Below are 20,114 nucleotides of genomic sequence, written 5' to 3'. Positions count from 1 at the left end.
GCTCAGAGCGAACTGTCGGCGGCGTCCTGCTTGCCCCAGTCCACCTGCGGCCCGTCGAGGGCGGAGGCATGCCGGGGCGGATGGGCCGCGACGCCGAAGACGAAGACGTCCTCCGCCCCGTCGAGCACCCCGCCCGAGGGATCATCGTCCCCGGCCTGCCGCACCACGTCCCGCTCCGGCATCAGGATGTCGCGTACGACCACACCGCACAGGTAGAGCGTCCCCAGCAGGTGCACGCCGATGGCCCAGTGGTAGCCGTCGGTCGGCAGCCCCTTGTGGGCGTCTCCGCTCATCGTGTACGCGAGGTACATCCAGATGCCCACGAAGTAGGCGACCTCGCAGGCCTGCCAGATCAGGAAGTCCCGCCACTTCGGCCGGGCCAGCACCGCCAGCGGCACCAGCCACAGGACGTACTGCGGCGAGTAGACCTTGTTGGTGAGGATGAAGGCCGCCACGATCAGGAAGGCCAACTGGGCGAAGCGGGGACGGCGGAGCGCGGTCAGCGCCAGCGCCGCGATACCCACAGCGCACAGCACGACGAGCAGCGTGGCGAGGGTGTTGACGCTGTGCGTGGTGAGCGGGTCGCTGGAGTTCTGGGCCAGGATCAGCCAGAAGGAGCCGAAGTCGACGCCCCGCTCCTGGCTGAACCGGTAGAACTTCGACCACCCCTCGAAGGCGAAGAGCATCACCGGCAGGTTCACCACCAGCCAGGCGACGACCGCACCGCCGAGGGCCTTGCCGAAGTCCCGCCACTTCCCCGCGCGCCAGCACAGCACGAACAGGGGGCCGAGCAGGAAGACGGGATAGAGCTTGGCGGCCGTGGCGAGCCCCAGCAGGATGCCGAAGGCCAGGGAACGGCCCCGAGACCACATGAGCATCGCCGCGGCCGTCAGGGCGACCGCCAGCAGGTCCCAGTTGATGGTCGCGGTCAGCGCGAGGGCAGGCGCCAGGGCGACCAGCAGGCCGTCCCAGGGGCGCCGGGCGTGCGTCCGGGCCACGCAGACGGCGATGACGGCCGCGCACGCCATCAGCATCCCGGCGTTGACCATCCAGTACCACTGTTCCTGGTCCTGGATGCTGCCGCTGCCCGGTGTGAGCCAGGCGGCCACCTCCATGAACACACCGGTCAGCACCGGGTATTCGAGGTAGTCCATGTCGCCGGGAAGCTTGTCGAAGTACGGCACGAGTCCGTCGGCGAAGCCGCGCCCCTGGTAGAGGTGCGGGATGTCCGAGTAGCAGGCGTGCGTGTACTGGGAGGTGGCGCCGAAGAACCAGCCTCCGTTGTAGCAGGGCGCCTTCTGGATCAGTCCTAGGGCGAACATCCCGATCGCCACGAGCGCGACGATCCGTACGGGAGTCCACCAGGACGTCCCCAGCAGGGCCCGTCGGCCGAGGGGGCCGCCGATGAGCTCACTGCCGGCTGCGGCCACCGGGTCGTCGCTGGTCGGCCTGACCGGATCCGGCTCGTGCACGGGCGTCGGCGTCGATTCTGCACTGGGCATGGGCGCCATCCTGCCGTACAGACCTAGGAAAACGCCGAGGGCCGCCCCACCTGGTCCGGTGGAGCGGCCCTCGTTTCACGTGAAACATGCGCATGTTTCACGTGAAACACGCAAGCCGGGCGATCGAGCGCCTAGCCGGCCGGGCCTCCGAAGAAGGCGCCGCCGTTATTCCCTCTGCTGTTGCCGTTCGTCTCCGTGTCGGTCGGTGACGGGGATGTCTCGCCTGTTCCGCCGTTCACGTTTCCGTCGGTGGTCCCGCCGTTCTCCTCATTGCAGTTGAAGAAGTTTGTGCAGGTCTCGGTCGGCGTGGGTGAGGGCGAGGCCTCCGTCACGCTGGGCGACGGGGAGGGCGACGGCTCCGCTTCCTCACTCTCGGTGATCGAAGGAGTCGGGGACGGGGACGGTTCCGCGTTGACGACCTCGCCGATGGGCTCGGGCTCCGGGAAGTTCTTCGGCTCCGTGCCCTTCAGCGCCTCGGCCATGTAGTCGTGCCAGATCTGCGCCGGGAACGAGGCACCGTGGATCTTCTTCTGACCACCCGTTCCGAACATCTCCAGGAACGTACGGTTCTTGTTGGACTCGTCGTCGTCGTAGCGGAACATGGTGACCGCGGTGGACAACTGCGGGGTGTAGCCCACGAACCAGGCCGACTTGTTGCCGTCGGTGGTACCGGTCTTGCCCGCGACCTGACGGCCGGGAAGCTGGGCGTTGGTACCGGTGCCGTCCTCGACCACGGTCTTCAGGACGTCCGTGACGTTGTCGGCGACCTTCGAGGTGAAGGCCTGATTCGTCTCGGTCTCGTGCGTGAAGATCTGGCCCTTCTCACTCGTGACCTTCTCCACCGAGTACGGATCACGCTGCTTGCCTCTGGCGGCGAAGGTGGCGTACGCGCCCGCCATCCGGATCGCGCTCGGGTCGGAGATGCCGATCGAGAACGACGGGAAGCCGCTGTTGGTGAGGCTGGACTCCTTCAGGCCCGCGCTGACGGCGGATTCCTTCACCTTGTCCAGACCGACGTCCATGCCGAGCTGCACGAAGGCGGAGTTCACCGACTCGCGCATCGCCTCCCGCAGGTCAATGTTGAAGTTGGGCGGAGAGCCGAGAGAGACGTTGCCGTCGTTGGTCTGCAGCCACTCCTCGCCCTTCTCGTTCTTCCAGACCGTGCGGTCGTAGTTCTCGATCTTGAGCTTGTTCTTGCCGCTGAACAGGCTCTTGGGCGAGACGATGGTGCGCTCGTCCTGTGCCTGCGAGGACCCCAGGTCCGGATCGCGCACGCCCCAGGTCATCGCGGCCGCCAGCACGAACGGCTTGAACGTCGAACCGACCTGGGCACCGGTCTGGTCGGCGTTGTCGGTGAAGTGCTTGGTGGCGTCCTCGCCGCCGTAGATAGCCCGGATGGCACCGGTGTCCGGTTCCACGGACGCTCCGCCGAACTGGACGTGGGTGTCCGTCTCCGGTCGTTCCTCCGGCTTGATGTTGGCCTTCTGGACCTTCGTGACCGACTCCTCGAGCTCCTTGACCTTGTTCTTGTCGAAGGTCGTGTAGATCGAGTAGCCGCCCCGCTGCAGCAGGTCCTGGGTGATCCCGGTCTCCTTGCTGTGGGTGACCAGGTAGCCGTTGGCGAGGTCGACGAGATAGCCGACCTGCCCCTTCAGGTCGGTGTTCGACCGGGGGTTCTGCCACTTGGGGAGCTTGGTGTACTTGGCCCGCTCCGCCGCGGTTAGGTGCCCGTACTCGACCATCTTGTCGAGGGTGTCCTGCTGCTGCCGCAGGGCCCGCTTGCTGTTGGCCGTGGCCGTGGCGCCCACCGGGTCGACGGAGGGCGTGCCGGCGGGGTCGTAGTACGTGGCGCCCTTCAGCGTGGCGGCCAGGAAGGCACACTCACCCGGGTCGAGCTTGATCGCGTCCTTGTTGAAGTAGGCGCGGGCGGCGGCCTGGATTCCGTAGGCGTTGCGCCCGTAGTACGCGGAGTTCAGGTAGCCGGCCATGATCTCGTTCTTGTCGACCTCGGCGCCCACCTTTATCGACACGAAGATCTCCTTGAACTTGCGGGAGATCGTCTGCGACTGGTCGTTCAGCATGGCGTTCTTGACGTACTGCTGGGTGATCGTCGAACCACCCTGCGTCTGTCCGCCCCGGGCCATGTTGAACACGGCGCGGGCGATGCCCTTGGGGTCGATGCCGCTGTCGTCGTAGAAGGTCTTGTTCTCCTGCGAGATCACCGCCCAGCGCATCTCCTCCGGGATCTGCGAGAGGTCGATCTTCTGACGGTTCGTCTCACCACCGGTGGCAACCATCTGGCTGCCGTCCTTCCAGTAGTAGACGTTGTTCTGCGCCGTCGCCGTCTTGGCGATGTCGGGGATGCCCACCATGGCGTACCCGATGCCCGCCACGGCCACCAGACTGCCGACGAAGCCGACGAACAGGCCCGCCACGAGCTTCCAGGACGGCATCCAGCGCTGCCAGCCGTACTTGTCGGCGCGCGGGTAGTCGATCAGGCGTCGCCGGTCGGGCGCCGAGCGCCCTCTGCCCCTTCCGGGCCCGCTCGGGTCGCCGCGGCGACCGGGCGCGGGTTCGGCCGCTCTACGCCGCCCGCCCGAGTTCCTCTGGGACGCGCGTCGGGCGTCGGCACGGCTGCCGTAAGACGGTTCCTCGCCTGCGGACCCGTGACCCAACCCGTAGTCGGAAGGAGATCCGGTGGCGCCGCGCGGTGCCGCGCGGCGGCCGGAGGACGGACCGGACTGACCGCGTCGGGCCGCGGCACGTCCGCCTTCCTGCGGCGGCGTCGGTTTGCGACGGTGCTCGCTCATCGAACGATTACTCCTCGGGCAGGCGCATCCGTGCGCGCCTGGAAAGGGCGGCTGGTTTCCTGTCCCCCCAAAGTACGGATGCGGCCGGTTGCGCATTCACCCGTACTGCACCGAGGACCTCGACGCCCCCCGGCGTCTCATGGATCCCGGTGGTGTGCATGGCGCACAGACTACGCACCGTCAAAACCTGCCTAGGCCCGAGGTTCACCCCAAATCAGGCAAGTCGCCTGCAACGAATCAGTGATGTGATCCCGTTCACCATCCCCCCTCTTGTCGCATCCGGAAGGCCGTTCTATCGTCGTGATGTATCGAGTCGATACATCGGAGCGACATAAGGACGGAAGGAGGCGACCATGAGCCGGCGCGCCGGAATCCTCGAGTTCGCCGTCCTGGGCCTTCTTCGCGAGTCCCCGATGCACGGCTATGAGCTGCGCAAACGACTCAATACGTCACTGGGCGTGTTCCGTGCGTTCAGCTACGGCACGCTCTATCCCTGCCTCAAGACGCTGGTCGCCAACGGCTGGTTGATCGAGGAGCCGGGAAACACCTCCGAGGACGCCCTCGCCGCACCACTCGCAGGGCGTCGCGCCAAGATCGTCTACCGGTTGACGGCGGAGGGTAAGGAGCACTTCGAGGAGCTGCTCTCGCAGACGGGTCCCGACGCGTACGAGGACGAGCACTTCGCCGCCCGTTTCGCCTTCTTCGGGCAGACGTCGCGCGATGTTCGCATGCGCGTACTGGAAGGCCGGCGCAGCCGGCTGGAGGAGCGTCTGGAGAAGATGCGCGCCTCCCTGGCCCGCACGCGAGAGCGCCTCGACGACTACACGCTCGAGCTCCAGCGCCACGGAATGGAGTCCGTGGAGCGCGAAGTGCGCTGGCTGAACGAGCTCATCGAGAGCGAGCGGGCCGGACGGGACCTGAAGGGTGCCGCCTCCGGGGAGTCCGCTCAGCAGAACACCACATCTGGATCGTCGGGCGCCCTGCCCCGTCCCGGGGACACCCCTGGGCCGGATGCGTCGGACGAAACCGCCACGTGAGCGCCCATTCAGGGCCTCACTCGTACACACAGGGAGCAACCGGAATGGGTTCGGTTCGCGTAGCCATCGTCGGCGTGGGCAACTGCGCGGCGTCACTGGTGCAAGGCGTCGAGTACTACAAGGACGCCGACCCGGCGTCCAAGGTCCCGGGCCTGATGCACGTGAAGTTCGGGGACTACCACGTCGGGGACGTCGAGTTCGTCGCCGCTTTCGACGTCGACGCGAAGAAGGTCGGCCTCGACCTCTCGGACGCCATCGGTGCCAGCGAGAACAACACCATCAAGATCTGCGACGTCCCGCACAAGGACGTCACGGTGCAGCGCGGTCACACCCTCGACGGTCTCGGCAAGTACTACCGCGACACCATCGAGGAGTCCGCCGAGGCCCCGGTCGACGTGGTCCAGATCCTCAAGGACAAGCAGGTCGACGTCCTCGTCTGCTACCTGCCCGTCGGCTCCGACAGCGCGGCGAAGTTCTACGCCCAGGCCGCCATCGACGCCAAGGTCGCGTTCGTCAACGCCCTTCCGGTCTTCATCGCCGGCACCAAGGAGTGGGCGGACAAGTTCACCGAGGCGGGCGTCCCGATCGTCGGCGACGACATCAAGTCGCAGGTCGGCGCCACCATCACGCACCGTGTGATGGCGAAGCTGTTCGAGGACCGCGGTGTCCGTCTCGAGCGCACCATGCAGCTCAACGTCGGCGGCAACATGGACTTCAAGAACATGCTGGAGCGCGACCGCCTCGAGTCCAAGAAGATCTCGAAGACGCAGGCCGTCACCTCGCAGATCCCCGACCGCGACCTGGGCGAGAAGAACGTCCACATCGGCCCGTCGGACTACGTGCCGTGGCTGGACGACCGCAAGTGGGCGTACGTCCGCCTCGAGGGCCGCGCCTTCGGTGACGTCCCGCTGAGCCTGGAGTACAAGCTCGAGGTCTGGGACTCGCCGAACTCGGCCGGTGTCATCATCGACGCCCTGCGCGCCGCGAAGATCGCCAAGGACCGCGGCATCGGCGGCCCGATCCTGTCGGCGTCGAGCTACTTCATGAAGTCCCCGCCGGTCCAGTACTTCGACGACGAGGCCTACGACAACGTCGAGAAGTTCATCCGCGGCGAGGTCGACCGCTAGCTCGACCGCGTACCGAAAATTCGCTCCTGCCAGGGCTGAGAAGGGTCCCCGGGTCACATGGCCCGGGGACCCTCCCCGTGTGTGAGGCTGTGCCCCATGGCCGTCGTCCGTGATCTGCGCGTCCTGTTGCGCTTCGGGAACTTCCGGCGTCTGCTCGCCGTGCGGCTGCTCTCCCAGGGCGCGGACGGCGTCTACCAGGTCGCGCTCGCCACCTACGTCGTGTTCTCCCCGGAGAAACAGACCTCGGCCACCGCGATCGCCTCCGCCATGGCGGTCCTGCTCCTGCCCTACTCCCTGATCGGCCCCTTCGCCGGCGTCCTGCTGGACCGCTGGCGCCGCCGACAGGTCCTCCTCTACGGCAACCTGCTGCGCGCCCTGCTGGCGTCCGCGACAGCCGTCCTGATGATCAGTCACGTTCCCGACTGGCTGTTCTACGCCTCCGCGCTGTGCGTCACCGCCGTCAACCGCTTCGTCCTCGCCGGTCTGTCGGCGGCTCTGCCGCGCGTGGTCGACGGCGAGCGCCTGGTGATGGCCAACTCCCTCTCTCCGACGGCCGGAACGCTCGCCGCGGTCGCGGGCGGCGGCCTCGCCTTCGTCGTCCGGCTGGTGATCGCGGACTCCGATGCCGCGGTGGTCCTGCTGGGATGTGTGTTGTACCTGTGCTCCGCGCTCATGTCGCTGACCATGGCCGCGGATCTGCTCGGGCCGGGCCGTGACCAGGTCCAGCCCCGGCTGGCGACCGCGCTCCGGGGCACCGCCCGCGGCCTTTCGGCCGGCGTACGCCACCTGGCCGAGCCGAGGCGCAGGGAGGCCGCCTGGGCGCTCGGGGCGATCTCGCTGATGCGGTTCTGCTACGGCGCCCTGACCGTCATGGTGCTGATGCTGTGTCGGTACGCCTGGTCGTCCGACCCGGACCGGGGACTGGCCCTGCTGGGGCTGGCGGTGGGCGTCTCCGGCGTCGGTTTCTTCGTCGCCGCGGTGGTGACCCCGTCGGCTGCGGGACGACTGGGCCCGGTCCGCTGGATAGTTGTCTGCTCCGCGGCCGCCGCGCTCCTGGAGCTCGCCCTGATGCTCCCGTTCACTCAAGTCACCACGTTCATCGCGGCGTTCGTGCTGGGGCTGGTCACCCAGGGGGCGAAGATCGCCACCGACACCATCGTCCAGTCCTCCGTGGACGACGGCTTCCGCGGCCGGATCTTCTCGCTGTACGACGTCCTGTTCAACGTCGCTTTCGTCGGCGCCGCCGCAGTTGCCGCCCTGATGCTGCCGCCTGACGGTCGCTCAGCGCCGTTGGTGGTCACGGTCGCTGTTGTCTACGGAACAATTGCTGGCGCTATGGCCCGCTTTGAGCGCCAGTAAGTGTCACATCAATGACACAGACTCCCCCTCGACTTCAGGGTTGTCAGTGGCTCCCGGTAACTTACGTGCGTCTTACCTCGCGAGTGATTTCGCGCCACACGTCTAAGTTTTCTAGGGGGATCCCAAGTGTCGACTCCGCCGCCCCAGGGCCAGGGCCAGAACCCGTTCGCGCAGCAGGGCCAGCAGCCCTACGGCCAGCCCCAGGGCCAGGCCCCGTACCCGCCGCAGGGCGGCTACCCCCAGCCCGGCCAGCCCGGATACCCGGCCGCCCCCTACGGTGCGGTTCCGCCGGAGCAGCCCCGCCGCAAGGTCAGCTTCAAGCTGATCAAGAACATCGTCGTCGTCATCGCTGTGATCGGTGGAGGCATCGCCGCCTTCATATCCAGCCAGGACGACGCCAACACTGCGGCGGTCGGCAATTGCATGCACCGGGGCAGCAGCAGCGACGACAACCCCGACCTCGAGGTCGTCAAGTGCGACTCCTCGCAGGCGCAGTTCATCGTGCTGGCGAAGATCGAGGGCACGTACACGCAGCTCACGGCCGACAGCAAGTGCGACGAGAAGGCCAAGGACTTCCAGTACTCGTACACCCAGAGCGGTGACGGCGATAACTTCCTGCTCTGCCTGAAGGACTACACGAAGAAGTAAGGCAGTCGAGGACAGGGGCGGTGTTTCACGTGAAACACCGCCCCTTCGCATGTCCGCATGCCGTGCCGCCGAGGTCATGTTTCACGTGAAACATGACCCGTTCCACCGCCTCAGTCCTGCTGGGTCCACCACTCCTTGAGTGCGTCCACCGCCGCGTCGTACTCCATCGGGCCGTTCTCCAGGCGCAGTTCCAGCAGGTGCTTGTACGCCTTGCCGATGGCGGGTCCGGGGCCGACGCCCAGGATCTCCATGATCTGGTTGCCGTCGAGGTCGGGACGGATCGCGTCCAGCGTCTCCTGCTTCTTGAGCTGGGTGATGCGCTCCTCCAGCCCGTCGTACGCCCGCGAGAGCGCGACCGCCTTGCGCTTGTTCCGCGTCGTGCAGTCCGAGCGGGTCAGCTTGTGGAGGCGTTCGAGGAGCGGTCCCGCGTCACGCACATAGCGGCGCACGGCGGAGTCCGTCCACTCGCCCATGCCGTAGCCGTGGAAGCGCAGGTGGAGTTCGACCAGACGGGAGACGTCCTTCACCAGCTCGTTGGAGTACTTCAGAGCCGTCATCCGCTTCTTCGTCATCTTCGCTCCGACCACCTCGTGGTGGTGGAACGAGACGCGGCCGTCGTTCTCGAAGCGGCGGGTCCGCGGCTTGCCGATGTCGTGCAGCAGCGCGGCGAGCCGCAGGACGAGGTCGGGACCGTTCTCCTCCAGCGCCATCGCCTGCTCCAGGACGATCAGCGTGTGCTCGTAGACGTCCTTGTGCCGGTGGTGCTCGTCGCTCTCCAGCCGCAGGGCGGGCAGCTCGGGCAGCACATGGTCGGCGATGCCGGTGTCGACCAGCAGCGACAGCCCCTTGCGCGGGTACGCGGACAGGATCAGCTTGTTCAGCTCGTCCCTGACCCGCTCGGCCGAGACGATCTCGATGCGGCCGGCCATGTCGTCCATCGCCGAGACGACCTCGGGGGCAACCTCGAAGTCGAGCTGGGCGGCGAAGCGGGCGGCGCGCATCATGCGCAGCGGGTCGTCCGAGAAGGACTCCTCGGGCGTACCCGGGGTGCGCAGCACCCGTGCCGTGAGGTCTTCGAGGCCGCCGTGCGGGTCGATGAACTCCTTCTCGGGAAGCGCCACGGCCATAGCGTTCACGGTGAAGTCACGCCGGACGAGGTCCTGCTCGATGGAGTCGCCGTAGGACACCTCAGGCTTGCGCGAGGTGCGGTCGTACGCCTCGGAACGGTACGTCGTCACCTCGATCTGAAAGCTTCGGTCCACGTCTCCGACGCGGGCGTCCTTCTGGGCTCCGACGGTGCCGAAGGCGATCCCGACCTCCCAGACGGCGTCCGCCCATGGCCGCACGATCTTCAGGACGTCCTCGGGCCGGGCGTCCGTGGTGAAGTCCAGGTCGTTGCCGAGCCGGCCGAGCAGCGCGTCCCGGACCGAGCCGCCGACCAGGGCGAGAGAGAACCCGGCCTCCTGGAAACGGCGGGCGAGGTCGTCGGCGACAGGGGCGACCCGTAGCAGTTCACTCACCGCACGGTGCTGCACCTGGCTCAGGACATTGAGATTGTCTTTGTTGGCGTTCGGCACAACAGAAGAGGGTACGTGGCCCGGCCGACCGGGGTCGCCCCGATTCCGGGCGGAAGGACATCTCCCCTGATAGGCAGGCAAGCCCGCTGCTTACCTGCCTACACAGGTACTCCTTTCTATACGCGCACATAGCGGGCGTCCCGGCCGTCTCTCACGATCTTGTGGAGCAGACCGCGGCACTTCCCCTCGGCGCGCATCGTTACCATGCGTGGACGCACATTCCGACGACCACTGACGACGACGAGGGACGGGCGAACGCGTGGCCGAGGCGGCAGACTTTCCGGGGATGAGTCCCTCACCTGCCCGCCGGTGGCTGCGGCGTACCGGCGCACTGCTCGCCGGGGCGCCTCTGCTGGCCGGTCTCCTCCAGTTGCCCGGCACCTCCGCGCAGGCCGTCGGCCAGACCTCCGCGAAGGCGGCGTCCGACACGGGCACGGTCGCCGTCGCCGTCGACTCGCTGACCCCCGCCGCCCCCACCGACGGGGACACCCTGACCGTCTCCGGCACGGTCACCAACAACGGCAAGCGGGCGGTCACCGGCGCCCACGTGGGCCTGCAGGTGGGCGCCGCGCTCGCCACCCGCTCGGCGATCGACCGGGCCGCCAAGCAGCCGGACGCCCTCGCGGGCAGCGACGGCTCCGAGGTGGGCGGCCCGTACGTCGCCAAGTTCGCCAAGCTCACGCCGGGTGTGGCCGAGCACTTCAGCATCTCCGTACCGGTCGACAAGCTCGACCTCGGCGGCGGCGGGGTCTACCCGGTCGGTGTCGCCCTCTCGGGCGAGACGTCCGCACAGCCGTGGGAGCGGGTACTGGGCATCCAGCGGACCTTCCTGCCATGGCAGCCCGACGAGGCGGACGCCCGGACCCGGACGACCGTGCTGTGGCCGCTGGTGTCCACCGTGCACATGACGGCGGAGACGGGTTCGAACGCGCAGCAGACTCCGGTCTTCCTCAACGACGACCTGGCCTCGGAGATCGCTCCCGGCGGCCGCCTCGACCAGCTCCTGACCCTGGGCAAGGAACTCGACGTCACCTGGGTGATCGACCCGGACCTGCTGGCCTCGGTGGACGCCATGACCGGCAGCTACCGGGTCCGCGGCGACGGCGACACCACCACCGCCGGCACCCACCAGGCGATCGCCAAGCAGTGGCTCGACGATCTGCAGGACGCGGTGATCGGCAAGGAGGTCGTCGCGCTGCCCTTCGCCGATCCCGACCTGGCCGCCCTCGCCCACAACGGCACCGGCGTCGCCGGCTCGCTGAGCCAGCTCAAGGCGGCCACCGACGTCGCCGCCACCACGGTGGAGACGGTGCTCCATGTGACGCCGAGCACCGACTTCGCGTGGCCGGTGGACGGCGCCGTCGACCCGTCGATCGTCAAGGTCGCCACCTCCGCCGGCGCCGACAAGGTGATCGCGCGCAGCGACAGCCTGACCGAGAGCGGCGATCTCACCTACTCCCCGTCGGCGGCCCGGCCCATCGGCGGCGGCACCACCGCGGTCGTCGCGGACGCGCGGCTGTCGACGACGTTCCAGGGCGATCTGACGAAGGCGTCCGCGTCTACGCTCGCCGTGCAGGAGTTCCTCGCGCAGAGCCTGGCGCTGAACCTGCAGACGGACAAGCAGCGCAGCATCGTCGTCGCCCCGCAGCGGATGCCGACGGCGAGCCAGGCGCGGTCGCTCGCGGAGGCCGTCACGACGCTCCAGGGCGGCACCTGGTCGCAGTCCCAACAGCTCGCGGCGACCGCCAAGGCCAAGCCCGATCCGCGTGCCGACACGAACGTGTCGTCGAAGGCGGCGTACCCGTCCTCGCTGCGCAAGCAGGAGCTGTCCCGGTCGGCCTTCGAGCAGATCGCGGACACGCAGGACAACCTCGACAACTTCAAGGTGATCCTCACCAACGAGGCCCGGGTGGTGACCCCCTTCGGCCGGGCCATAAACCGTGAGATGTCCACGTCGTGGCGGGGCCGCAGCACCGCCGCGAGCACCTTCCGCCAGGGCGTGCAGGCCTACCTCGACAGCCTGACCGGCCAGGTCAAGCTGATCGACAAGTCGGAGACCAAGCTCTCCGGGCGCAGCGCCACGATCCCGGTGACCGTGCAGAACAACCTGGTGCAGGGCGTCGACCACCTGGTGCTGCGGCTCACCTCGACGAACCCGACCCGTCTGGAGATCTCCGGCGAGGACTACGCGGAGCAGCGGATCACGGTCTCCGGCGGGCACACCACGACGGTGAAGTTCACCACCTCCGCCAACGTGAACGGTCAGACGACGGTGGTCGCCCAGTTGTTCACCGAGGACGGCCAGAAGTACGGCGCGCCGGTCAGGTTCGATGTGCGGGTCACCGAGATCACGGCCACCGTGATGCTGGTCATCGGCGGCGGTGTTCTGCTGCTCGTGCTGGCAGGCTTCCGTATGTACACCCAGCGCAAGCGTGCCGCGGCCCGCCAGGCCGAGGAGTCCGGGGCGGACGGTGAGTCCGCCGAGGACCATGACGAGGAAGAATCCGACGCCCGAGCCGGGGCAGACGACCCGGAGCAGCCGAGTGACGAGACACCGGACACCGCAAAGGAAAGCGCCGACCCGTCCGCCACGGGTGAGAGAGTGGACCGTTGAGGATGTCGTGGCCGGTGGGCCCGGGACGATGAGGTGGGGTAACCATGAACGCGCCGTACGACGGTGACCGCGGCCAGGCCGCGGGCGGCTCGGGCCACCCCGAGGGCCCGCCGCCCGAGCCCGGCCAGGTGCCGCCGCAGCACCCCGCGGACATGTACCTCCAGGACGCCTACGACCAGGACCCCTACCGGGCCCAGGACCTCACGGCGCAGGACCCGGTCGCCGAGGCGCTCTACGACCGCGCCGCGCACCCCCCGCCGCCCCCTGGCACGTACGAGCCGCAGCAGCCGCTGTACGGCCGGCCCCCGCAGTCCCCGTACGCCCCCGACCCGCATGTGTGGGCGCAGACTCCGGCGCCCGAGCCGGAGGGCCCCACCCAGTACCTGCCGTACGGCGACGACCCGCGCACGACCCAGTTCGTGGGCGTGGACGACCTGGTGACGCACTCCGGTGAGGAGCAGCACCAGCCCGACGCCTTCGCCCATCTCTTCCGCGACCAGCAGCAGAGCGGCGCCCGCGGCCCTGCGGAGCCCCCGGCGGTGCCGGGACCGGCGCAGGAGCCGGGCGGTCCGGGAGCGGCGTCGCAGTTCCAGGCGGCGCAGCTCCAGGGTCCGAAGGCCCCGTCGCCCGCGGCGGACCAGACCATGAACCTCACCGCCACGCCGGCCGCGGCTCCCGCCCCGGCCGCCGCCCCCACGGCCGCCCCGAAAAAGGGCGGACGCGCCGGGGGCCTGCTGAAGTCGAGCGCCGTCATGGCGGCGGGCACGATGGTCTCCCGCCTCACCGGCTTCGTCCGCTCCGCGCTGATCGTCTCGGCGCTGGGCGTCGGCCTGCTCGGCGACACCTTCCAGGTCGCCTACCAACTGCCGACGATGATCTACATCCTGACCGTCGGCGGCGGCCTCAACTCCGTCTTCGTGCCGCAGCTCGTGCGGGCCATGAAAGAGGACGAGGACGGCGGCGAGGCGTACGCCAACCGGCTGCTGACGCTGGTCATGGTGGCGCTGGGCCTGCTCACGGTCGCCGCGATCGCCGCGGCCCCGCTGCTGATCCGGGCGCTGTCCGACTCGGTCGCCAGCGACCCGGCGGCCAACGAGGTCGGCATCACCTTCGTCCGCTACTTCCTGCCCTCGATCTTCTTCATGGGCGTCCACGTGGTGATGGGCCAGATCCTCAACGCGCGCGGGAAGTTCGGCGCGATGATGTGGACGCCGGTCCTCAACAACATCGTCATCATCGTGACGCTGGGCATGTTCATCTGGGTCTACGGCACCGCCGCCGACTCCGGCATGAAGGTCACGACCATCCCGCCGGAGGGCGAGCGGCTCCTCGGCATCGGAGTCCTGCTCGGCCTGGTCGTGCAGGCCCTCGCGATGATCCCTTACCTGCGCGAGACCGGGTTCCGGCTGCGGCTGCGCTTCGACTGGAAGGGCCACGGCCTCGGCAAGGCGGCGACGCTCGCCAAGTGGACCGTCCTGTTCGTGCTGGCCAACCAGGCCGGCGCGCTCGTCGTCACCCAGCTCTCCACGTCGGCCGGCAAGGCATCGCCGGTCGACGGCACCGGCTTCTCCGCCTACGCCAACGCCCAGCTCATCTGGGGCCTGCCGCAGGCCATCATCACCGTCTCGCTGATGGCCGCGCTGCTGCCCCGTATCTCCCGCTCGGCGGCCGAGGGCGACGCCGGTGCGGTCCGCGACGACATCTCGCAGGGCCTGCGCACCACGGCCGTCGCGATCGTGCCGATCGCCTTCGGCCTCCTCGCGCTGGGCATCCCGATGTGCACGCTGATCTTCGGCTCCTCCGGCACCAGCGAGGCCACGAACATGGGCTTCATGCTGATGGCCTTCGGCCTCGGCCTGATCCCCTACTCCGTGCAGTACGTCGTCCTGCGCGCCTTCTACGCCTACGAGGACACCCGGACGCCGTTCTACAACACGGTCATCGTGGCCGCGGTCAACGCGAGCGCCTCGGCGGTCTGCTACTTCGTCCTGCCCGCCCGCTGGGCCGTGGTGGGCATGGCGGCCGCCTATGGGCTGGCGTACGCGATCGGCGTCGGCGTCGCCTGGAACCGGCTGCGCAAGCGGCTCGGCGGCGATCTGGACGGCTCCCACGTCCTGCGGACGTACGCGCGGCTGTGCATCGCCTCCGTACCGGCCGCGTTGGTCAGTGGGGCCGCCTGTTACGGCATCGGCCACAGCCTGGGCCAGGGTGTCCTCGGTTCTTCCGCCGCCCTGCTGGCCGGCGGGGCCCTTCTTCTCGGTATCTTCTTCGTCGCCGCCCGCCGCATGCGCATCGAGGAGCTCAACTCGCTCGTCGGCATGGTCCGCGGACGCCTGGGTCGCTGATTCGGGGGGCGAGCGCACAACCATCGTCTGCTGCCGCGTGTCGTGCATAGCGGCGGACTGTGGGCACAATTGGGTTCGGCGTCGGACGGCGCGCACGAGGTCGAACGGCGCGCACTGGATGGGGAGGCAGGACGACGGTGGCGGAACGGAGCACGGCGGCCGTCGACGTGGCAGACAACAGCGGTGACGAACCGCTGACCGCACAAGCGGACCAGTCCACGGCCGACGGGGTGGTCACGAACCGGGAGCAGGACACGGACAGCGACGAGGCACAGGGGAGCGGCGCGGCGGAGCGTCCCGGGAAGAAGGCCTCACCGCCGGAACTGCACAGCGGTCACAAGCTCGCCAGACGCTATCGCCTCGAAGAGTGCGTCACCCGTCTGGACGGCTTCAGCAGTTGGCGTGCGGTCGACGAGAAACTCCGTCGTGCCGTGGGCGTCCACATCCTGCCCGCGGACCACACACGGGCCCGTTCGGTGCTGGCCGCGGCCCGTTCCTCCGCCCTGCTCGGCGATCCCCGCTTCGTCCAAGTGCTGGACGCCGTCGAGGAGAACGACCTCGTCTACGTCGTCCACGAGTGGCTGCCCGACGCCACCGAGCTGACCGCGTTGCTCGCGGCCGGTCCGATGGAGCCGCACGACGCCTACCAGATGGTCAGTCAGATCGCGTCCGCCATGGCCGCCGCGCATCGCGAAGGCCTGTCGCATCTGCGCCTGAACCCCAATGCCGTACTGCGTACTTCCTCGGGCCAGTGGCGCATCCGCGGCCTCGCCGTGAACGCCGCGCTGCGCGGCATCGTCACCGACACCCCGCAGCGCACCGACACCGAGGCGATCGGCGCCCTGCTGTACGCGGCGCTCACCCAGCGCTGGCCGTACGAGAACGACGCGCACGGCCTGTCCGGGCTGCCCAAGGACATCGGGCTGATCGCCCCCGACCAGGTGCGCGCCGGCATCCACCGGGGCCTGTCCGAGCTGGCCATGCGCGCTCTCGCCAACGACGGCGCGACCGCCTCCCGGCACGAGGCCGCCTGCACCACTCCGGAGGAGCTGGTGAAGGCGATCGGCGAGATGCCCCGCATCCGCCCGCCGGAGCCCGCGTTCACCGCGCCGCCGGAGTACCAGCGCACGACGTACCAACAGGGCACCTACGGCCGCCCGTCACCGCACCCGGGCGCCACCCAGCCCGTCCCGGCCCCGCCACCCCCGTTGCAGAGCCGCACCGGCAAGGCCCTGAAGTGGGCGGTCTCCGCCCTCCTCATCGCCGCCCTCGGTCTGGGGAGCTGGCAGCTCGCGGACGCCCTGATGGACCAGAGCGGGTCCAACGACTCCAACCAGACCCAGACGACGGACGACGGCGACAAGAACAGCGCCACACCGAAGCCGGTCAAGACGCTCAAGGTCCAGGACGCCGCCGAGTACTACCCGGACGGCACCCCCCAGCACGCCGACGACGCGAAGCTCACCTACGACGGTGACAGCTCCACGTACTGGCGGACGCGCTCCTTCGACGACGGGCCCGTGCTCGCGCCTTTCAAGAAGGGCGTGGGCATCGTCTACGACCTGGGCTCCGAGCAGAGCGTTTCGGCCGCCTCGATAGGGCTTCACTACGGCGGCAGCTACACGGCGGCGACCCTGTACGCGGCCGATTCGCTCTCGTCGTCGGCTTCCCTCAGCTCCATGACGAAGATCGCCGACGCCCGGACGTCAGGGGTGGAGCTGAAGATCTCCGCCAAGGCTCCGGTGAAGACGCGGTACGTTCTCGTATGGATCACCGCAGCGCCGCGCTCAGGGCAGGACGCGTACAGCGGCGCCGGCTACAAGCAGGCCATCACCGACGTGAAGTTCACGGGCTGACGTCTCACCGGAGGGGGAGGGGGTCCGATGGCGGAAGGCGCCGGATATGACGGAGTGAGCGACCAGGACCTCCTCACTCGCCATGTCGAGGGCGACCCCGAGGCCTTCAGCGAGGTCGTGCGGCGGCACCGTGACCGGCTCTGGGCGGTGGCGCTGCGCACGCTGGGAGACCGCGAGGAGGCCGCTGACGCCGTCCAGGACGCCCTGGTGTCCGCCTACCGGGCCGCCCACACCTTCCGCGGCCAGTCCGCCGTCACGACCTGGCTGCACCGCATCACGGTGAACGCCTGTCTGGACCGCGCCCGTAAGGCGGCTTCCCGCAAGACGTCCCCGGTCGACGACACCGAGCGGCTGGAGCAGTTGCTCGAGCCGCACGAGTCGGCGGCGGCTCCCGCGGAGCGCAACGACCTGCACCGCCAGCTCATCGAAGCGCTCGGTACCCTCCCGCCCGACCAGCGGGCCGCCCTGGTCCTCGTGGACATGCAGGGCTACCCGGTCGCCGAGGCCGCCCGTGTGCTCGACGTACCGACCGGGACGGTGAAGAGCCGCTGTGCCCGGGGCAGAGCCAGACTCCTGCCGCTGCTCACCCATCTCCGGCCGGACGGCACCACCGGCACGAGAGAAAGCGGCGCAGGACGGAACCGGGCGCAGGGGACATCCGTCCCACCGGCAGCGGACCCTCGTGGCGAGGGGCCGGACAACGCCGGGACAGGCGATTCAGCTTCTGTGAAGGGCGGAGGTGGGCGAGCGTGACATCGACGACGGACACGACCGGGCACCCGGACGTCGCGGAGATCTCCGACCTCACCGAGGGCCTGCTCACTCCCTCACGGAGCGCCGATGTATGCCGGCACCTGGACACCTGCGAACTCTGCGCGGACGTCCATGCCTCCCTGGAGGAGATCCGCGGCCTTCTGGGCGCTCTCCCCGGACCGCCCCGCATGCCGGACGACGTCGCCCACCGCATCGATGCCGCACTCGCCGCCGAGGCCCTGCTGAACGCCACGCCCCCGGAGAGCGAGAGCGCTCCGGAGACCGACACCAACGCCGTCGCGGCCGACTCCGACGCCGACACGCTCCATGTTTCACGTGAAACAACGACGGCGACGGACCGACCCGCAGGGCGCGCCCGCGCCGCGTCCACCGGTCCGGGCCGCAAGGACGGCAGGGATCGCAAGGACCGCAAGCGCATGGGACGCCGTAGGGTCGCCGTCCTCGGTGCGGTCTTCACAGCCGCTGCGCTGGGGCTCGGTTCCGTCCTCGTGTCGTCGCTCACGGGCGGCAGCGGGGGACCGACCACTGCGACGCATCAGTCCACCGGGCCGGACACCTTCTCCGCGAGCAAGCTGGAGGCACAGGTCACCGATCTCCTGGCCAAGTCCAGCGGCTCCCGTTCCGCGGAGAGCATGGGCATTCAGGAAGAGCCGGGCAGCAAGTCTCCCCAGATCCTCCGGCAGCCCGTGGTGCCCCCCTGTGTACAGCAGGGCATCGGTCGCAGCGACACGGCTCTCGCCACCGAGGAGGGCAGGTACAAGGGGACAGGCGCCCTGCTGGTCGTGCTGCCCGATGCCTCCGACAGCACCCAGGTCGACGTCTACATCATGGACAAGGCCTGTGTGGATCACCCGTCGTCGGCCCCCGCCAAGGTTCTGCTGACGCGCTCCTACACACGTCGCTGACACACGTCGCTGACACGATCGCTGACAGCCGACGCCTCGCCTCGTTCCTGCGTCCGTACCCCCGCGCAACCCCCTCGATGTCGTCCCTTCGTGTGCCCGGACACAGCGGGAATGCACGCCCCTTAGGATCCGTTGGGTGGGGTGAGAGTCCAAGCAGCTCCCACCCCGGTCGACCGATGCAGTCCAGAGACGAGGAACAAAGCCGTGAGCGACGTCCGTAACGTGATCATCATCGGCTCCGGGCCCGCCGGCTACACCGCGGCGCTGTACACCGCGCGCGCGTCGCTGAAGCCGCTCGTGTTCGAAGGGGCCGTCACCGCGGGCGGTGCACTGATGAACACCACCGAGGTGGAGAACTTCCCCGGCTTCCAGGACGGCATCATGGGCCCCGAGCTCATGGACAACATGCGTGCCCAGGCCGAGCGCTTCGGTGCCGAGCTCATCCCGGACGACATCGTCTCCGTCGACCTCACCGGTGAGATCAAGACCGTCACGGACACCGCCGGTACGGTCCACCGCGCGAAGGCCGTCATCGTGACGACCGGCTCCCAGCACCGCAAGCTGGGTCTGCCGAACGAGGACGCCCTCTCCGGCCGCGGCGTCTCCTGGTGCGCCACCTGTGACGGCTTCTTCTTCAAGGACCAGGACATCGCCGTGATCGGCGGCGGCGACACCGCGATGGAGGAGGCCACCTTCCTCTCGCGGTTCGCCAAGTCCGTGACGATCGTCCACCGCCGGGACACCCTGCGCGCCTCCAAGGCGATGCAGGAGCGTGCCTTCGCCGACCCGAAGATCAAGTTCGTCTGGGACAGCGAAATCGCCGAGGTCCAGGGCGACCAGAAGCTGGCCGGGCTGAAGCTGCGCAACCTCAAGACCAGCGAGCTCTCCGACCTGCCGGTGACCGGCCTGTTCATCGCCATCGGCCACGACCCGCGCACCGAGCTCTTCAAGGGCCAGCTCGACCTCGACGAGGAGGGCTACCTCAAGGTCGCCGCCCCCTCCACCCGGACGAACGTGACCGGTGTCTTCGCCGCCGGTGACGTGGTCGACCACACCTACCGCCAGGCGATCACCGCCGCCGGTACCGGCTGCTCCTCCGCTCTCGACGCCGAGCGCTACCTCGCCGCTCTGGCGGACGAGGAGCAGGCCGAGCCCGAGAAGACCTCCGTCTGACCCTCTCCCGCCCCGCACAAGGAACTGAATTAAGGAGCCCCTGTGGCCGGCACCCTGAAAAATGTGACCGACGACGACTTCGACGAGGTCGTCCTCAAGAGCGACAAGCCCGTCCTGGTGGACTTCTGGGCCGAGTGGTGCGGCCCTTGCCGCCAGATCGCCCCCTCGCTCGAGGCCATCGCTGCCGAGCACGGCGACAAGATCGAGATCGTCAAGCTCAACATCGACGAGAACCCGGGCACGGCCGCCAGGTACGGCGTCATGTCGATCCCGACCCTGAACGTGTACCAGGGCGGCGAGGTCGCGAAGACCATCGTCGGTGCCAAGCCGAAGGCCGCGCTCGTCCGCGACCTGGAGACCTTCATCTCCGAGTGACGCGCTGAGCCG

The 20,114-nt window shown here is 68.8% G+C and carries 14 protein-coding genes; 11 read left to right on the top strand and 3 right to left on the bottom strand.

Annotation, left to right across the window (positions count from 1 at the left end):
- Positions 1–2 precede the first annotated feature (2 nt).
- Together BMZ82_RS23810 and BMZ82_RS23805 are read right to left on the bottom strand one after the other, a co-directional pair.
- Positions 3–1,502 (bottom strand): glycosyltransferase family 87 protein, encoded by a 1,500-nt coding sequence (locus BMZ82_RS23810; protein ID WP_093779060.1) that lies wholly within the window; start codon positions 1,500–1,502, stop codon positions 3–5.
- 131 nt (positions 1,503–1,633) lie between these two features.
- On the bottom strand, positions 1,634–4,312 hold the full coding sequence (locus BMZ82_RS23805; protein ID WP_177244629.1) for a transglycosylase domain-containing protein: 2,679 nt from the start codon (positions 4,310–4,312) through the stop codon (positions 1,634–1,636).
- A gap of 353 nt (positions 4,313–4,665) precedes the next feature.
- Here BMZ82_RS23805 and BMZ82_RS23800 point away from each other — a divergent pair, with 353 nt between their 5' ends.
- The 4 genes from BMZ82_RS23800 (at position 4,666) to BMZ82_RS23785 (ending at position 8,483) form a co-directional block, all read left to right on the top strand.
- Entirely contained in the window at positions 4,666–5,349 is a 684-nt protein-coding gene (locus BMZ82_RS23800) for a PadR family transcriptional regulator (protein ID WP_093779058.1), read from the top strand.
- 44 nt (positions 5,350–5,393) lie between these two features.
- A complete protein-coding gene (locus tag BMZ82_RS23795; protein WP_093779056.1) occupies positions 5,394–6,476 on the top strand; it encodes an inositol-3-phosphate synthase in 1,083 nt (360 codons plus the stop codon).
- Between the two features lie 96 nt (positions 6,477–6,572).
- Entirely contained in the window at positions 6,573–7,835 is a 1,263-nt protein-coding gene (locus BMZ82_RS23790) for an MFS transporter (RefSeq protein WP_093779054.1), read from the top strand.
- 126 nt (positions 7,836–7,961) lie between these two features.
- Positions 7,962–8,483 carry an LppU/SCO3897 family protein gene (locus tag BMZ82_RS23785; RefSeq protein ID WP_093779052.1) on the top strand — a complete coding sequence of 174 codons (522 nt, stop codon included), beginning with the start codon at positions 7,962–7,964 and terminating at the stop codon, positions 8,481–8,483.
- Between the two features lie 110 nt (positions 8,484–8,593).
- Here BMZ82_RS23785 and BMZ82_RS23780 read toward each other — a convergent pair whose 3' ends face one another.
- Positions 8,594–10,060, bottom strand: coding sequence for a CCA tRNA nucleotidyltransferase (locus tag BMZ82_RS23780; RefSeq protein WP_093779050.1), 1,467 nt, complete (start codon positions 10,058–10,060; stop codon positions 8,594–8,596).
- A gap of 259 nt (positions 10,061–10,319) precedes the next feature.
- Between BMZ82_RS23780 and BMZ82_RS23775 the strand changes: the two genes are divergently transcribed.
- From BMZ82_RS23775 to trxA, 7 genes are all read left to right on the top strand, one after another.
- A complete protein-coding gene (locus BMZ82_RS23775) occupies positions 10,320–12,674 on the top strand; it encodes a DUF6049 family protein (RefSeq protein ID WP_093779048.1) in 2,355 nt (784 codons plus the stop codon).
- A 44-nt stretch (positions 12,675–12,718) separates the two neighbouring features.
- Entirely contained in the window at positions 12,719–15,019 is a 2,301-nt protein-coding gene (murJ, locus tag BMZ82_RS23770) for a murein biosynthesis integral membrane protein MurJ (RefSeq protein WP_093779046.1), read from the top strand.
- Between the two features lie 137 nt (positions 15,020–15,156).
- Positions 15,157–16,875 (top strand): protein kinase family protein, encoded by a 1,719-nt coding sequence (locus tag BMZ82_RS23765; RefSeq protein ID WP_093779044.1) that lies wholly within the window; start codon positions 15,157–15,159, stop codon positions 16,873–16,875.
- A 27-nt stretch (positions 16,876–16,902) separates the two neighbouring features.
- Positions 16,903–17,628, top strand: coding sequence for an RNA polymerase sigma factor SigM (gene sigM, locus BMZ82_RS23760; protein ID WP_093779042.1), 726 nt, complete (start codon positions 16,903–16,905; stop codon positions 17,626–17,628).
- A complete protein-coding gene (locus BMZ82_RS23755) occupies positions 17,625–18,554 on the top strand; it encodes an anti-sigma factor family protein (RefSeq protein ID WP_093779040.1) in 930 nt (309 codons plus the stop codon). Before sigM ends, BMZ82_RS23755 begins: the two co-directional genes overlap by 4 nt.
- A gap of 204 nt (positions 18,555–18,758) precedes the next feature.
- Entirely contained in the window at positions 18,759–19,727 is a 969-nt protein-coding gene (trxB, locus tag BMZ82_RS23750; protein WP_093779038.1) for a thioredoxin-disulfide reductase, read from the top strand.
- A gap of 42 nt (positions 19,728–19,769) precedes the next feature.
- Positions 19,770–20,102, top strand: coding sequence for a thioredoxin (gene trxA, locus BMZ82_RS23745; RefSeq protein WP_093779036.1), 333 nt, complete (start codon positions 19,770–19,772; stop codon positions 20,100–20,102).
- Positions 20,103–20,114: the final 12 nt, after the last annotated feature.

Origin of the sequence: Streptomyces sp. yr375 (genome assembly GCF_900110755.1) — a bacterium.
GTDB lineage: Bacteria > Actinomycetota > Actinomycetes > Streptomycetales > Streptomycetaceae > Streptomyces.
The sequence above is the reverse complement of the archived record's forward strand: the minus strand, read 5'-3'. Positions and strand labels throughout refer to the sequence as shown.

Coding starts and splice junctions, on each gene's coding strand:
- BMZ82_RS23810 (WP_093779060.1), bottom strand. CDS start 1,502: ATGCCCAGTGCAGAATCGACGCCGACGCCCGTGCACGAGCCGGATCCG.
- BMZ82_RS23805 (WP_177244629.1), bottom strand. CDS start 4,312: ATGAGCGAGCACCGTCGCAAACCGACGCCGCCGCAGGAAGGCGGACGT.
- BMZ82_RS23800 (WP_093779058.1), top strand. CDS start 4,666: ATGAGCCGGCGCGCCGGAATCCTCGAGTTCGCCGTCCTGGGCCTTCTT.
- BMZ82_RS23795 (WP_093779056.1), top strand. CDS start 5,394: ATGGGTTCGGTTCGCGTAGCCATCGTCGGCGTGGGCAACTGCGCGGCG.
- BMZ82_RS23790 (WP_093779054.1), top strand. CDS start 6,573: ATGGCCGTCGTCCGTGATCTGCGCGTCCTGTTGCGCTTCGGGAACTTC.
- murJ (WP_093779046.1), top strand. CDS start 12,719: ATGAACGCGCCGTACGACGGTGACCGCGGCCAGGCCGCGGGCGGCTCG.
- sigM (WP_093779042.1), top strand. CDS start 16,903: ATGGCGGAAGGCGCCGGATATGACGGAGTGAGCGACCAGGACCTCCTC.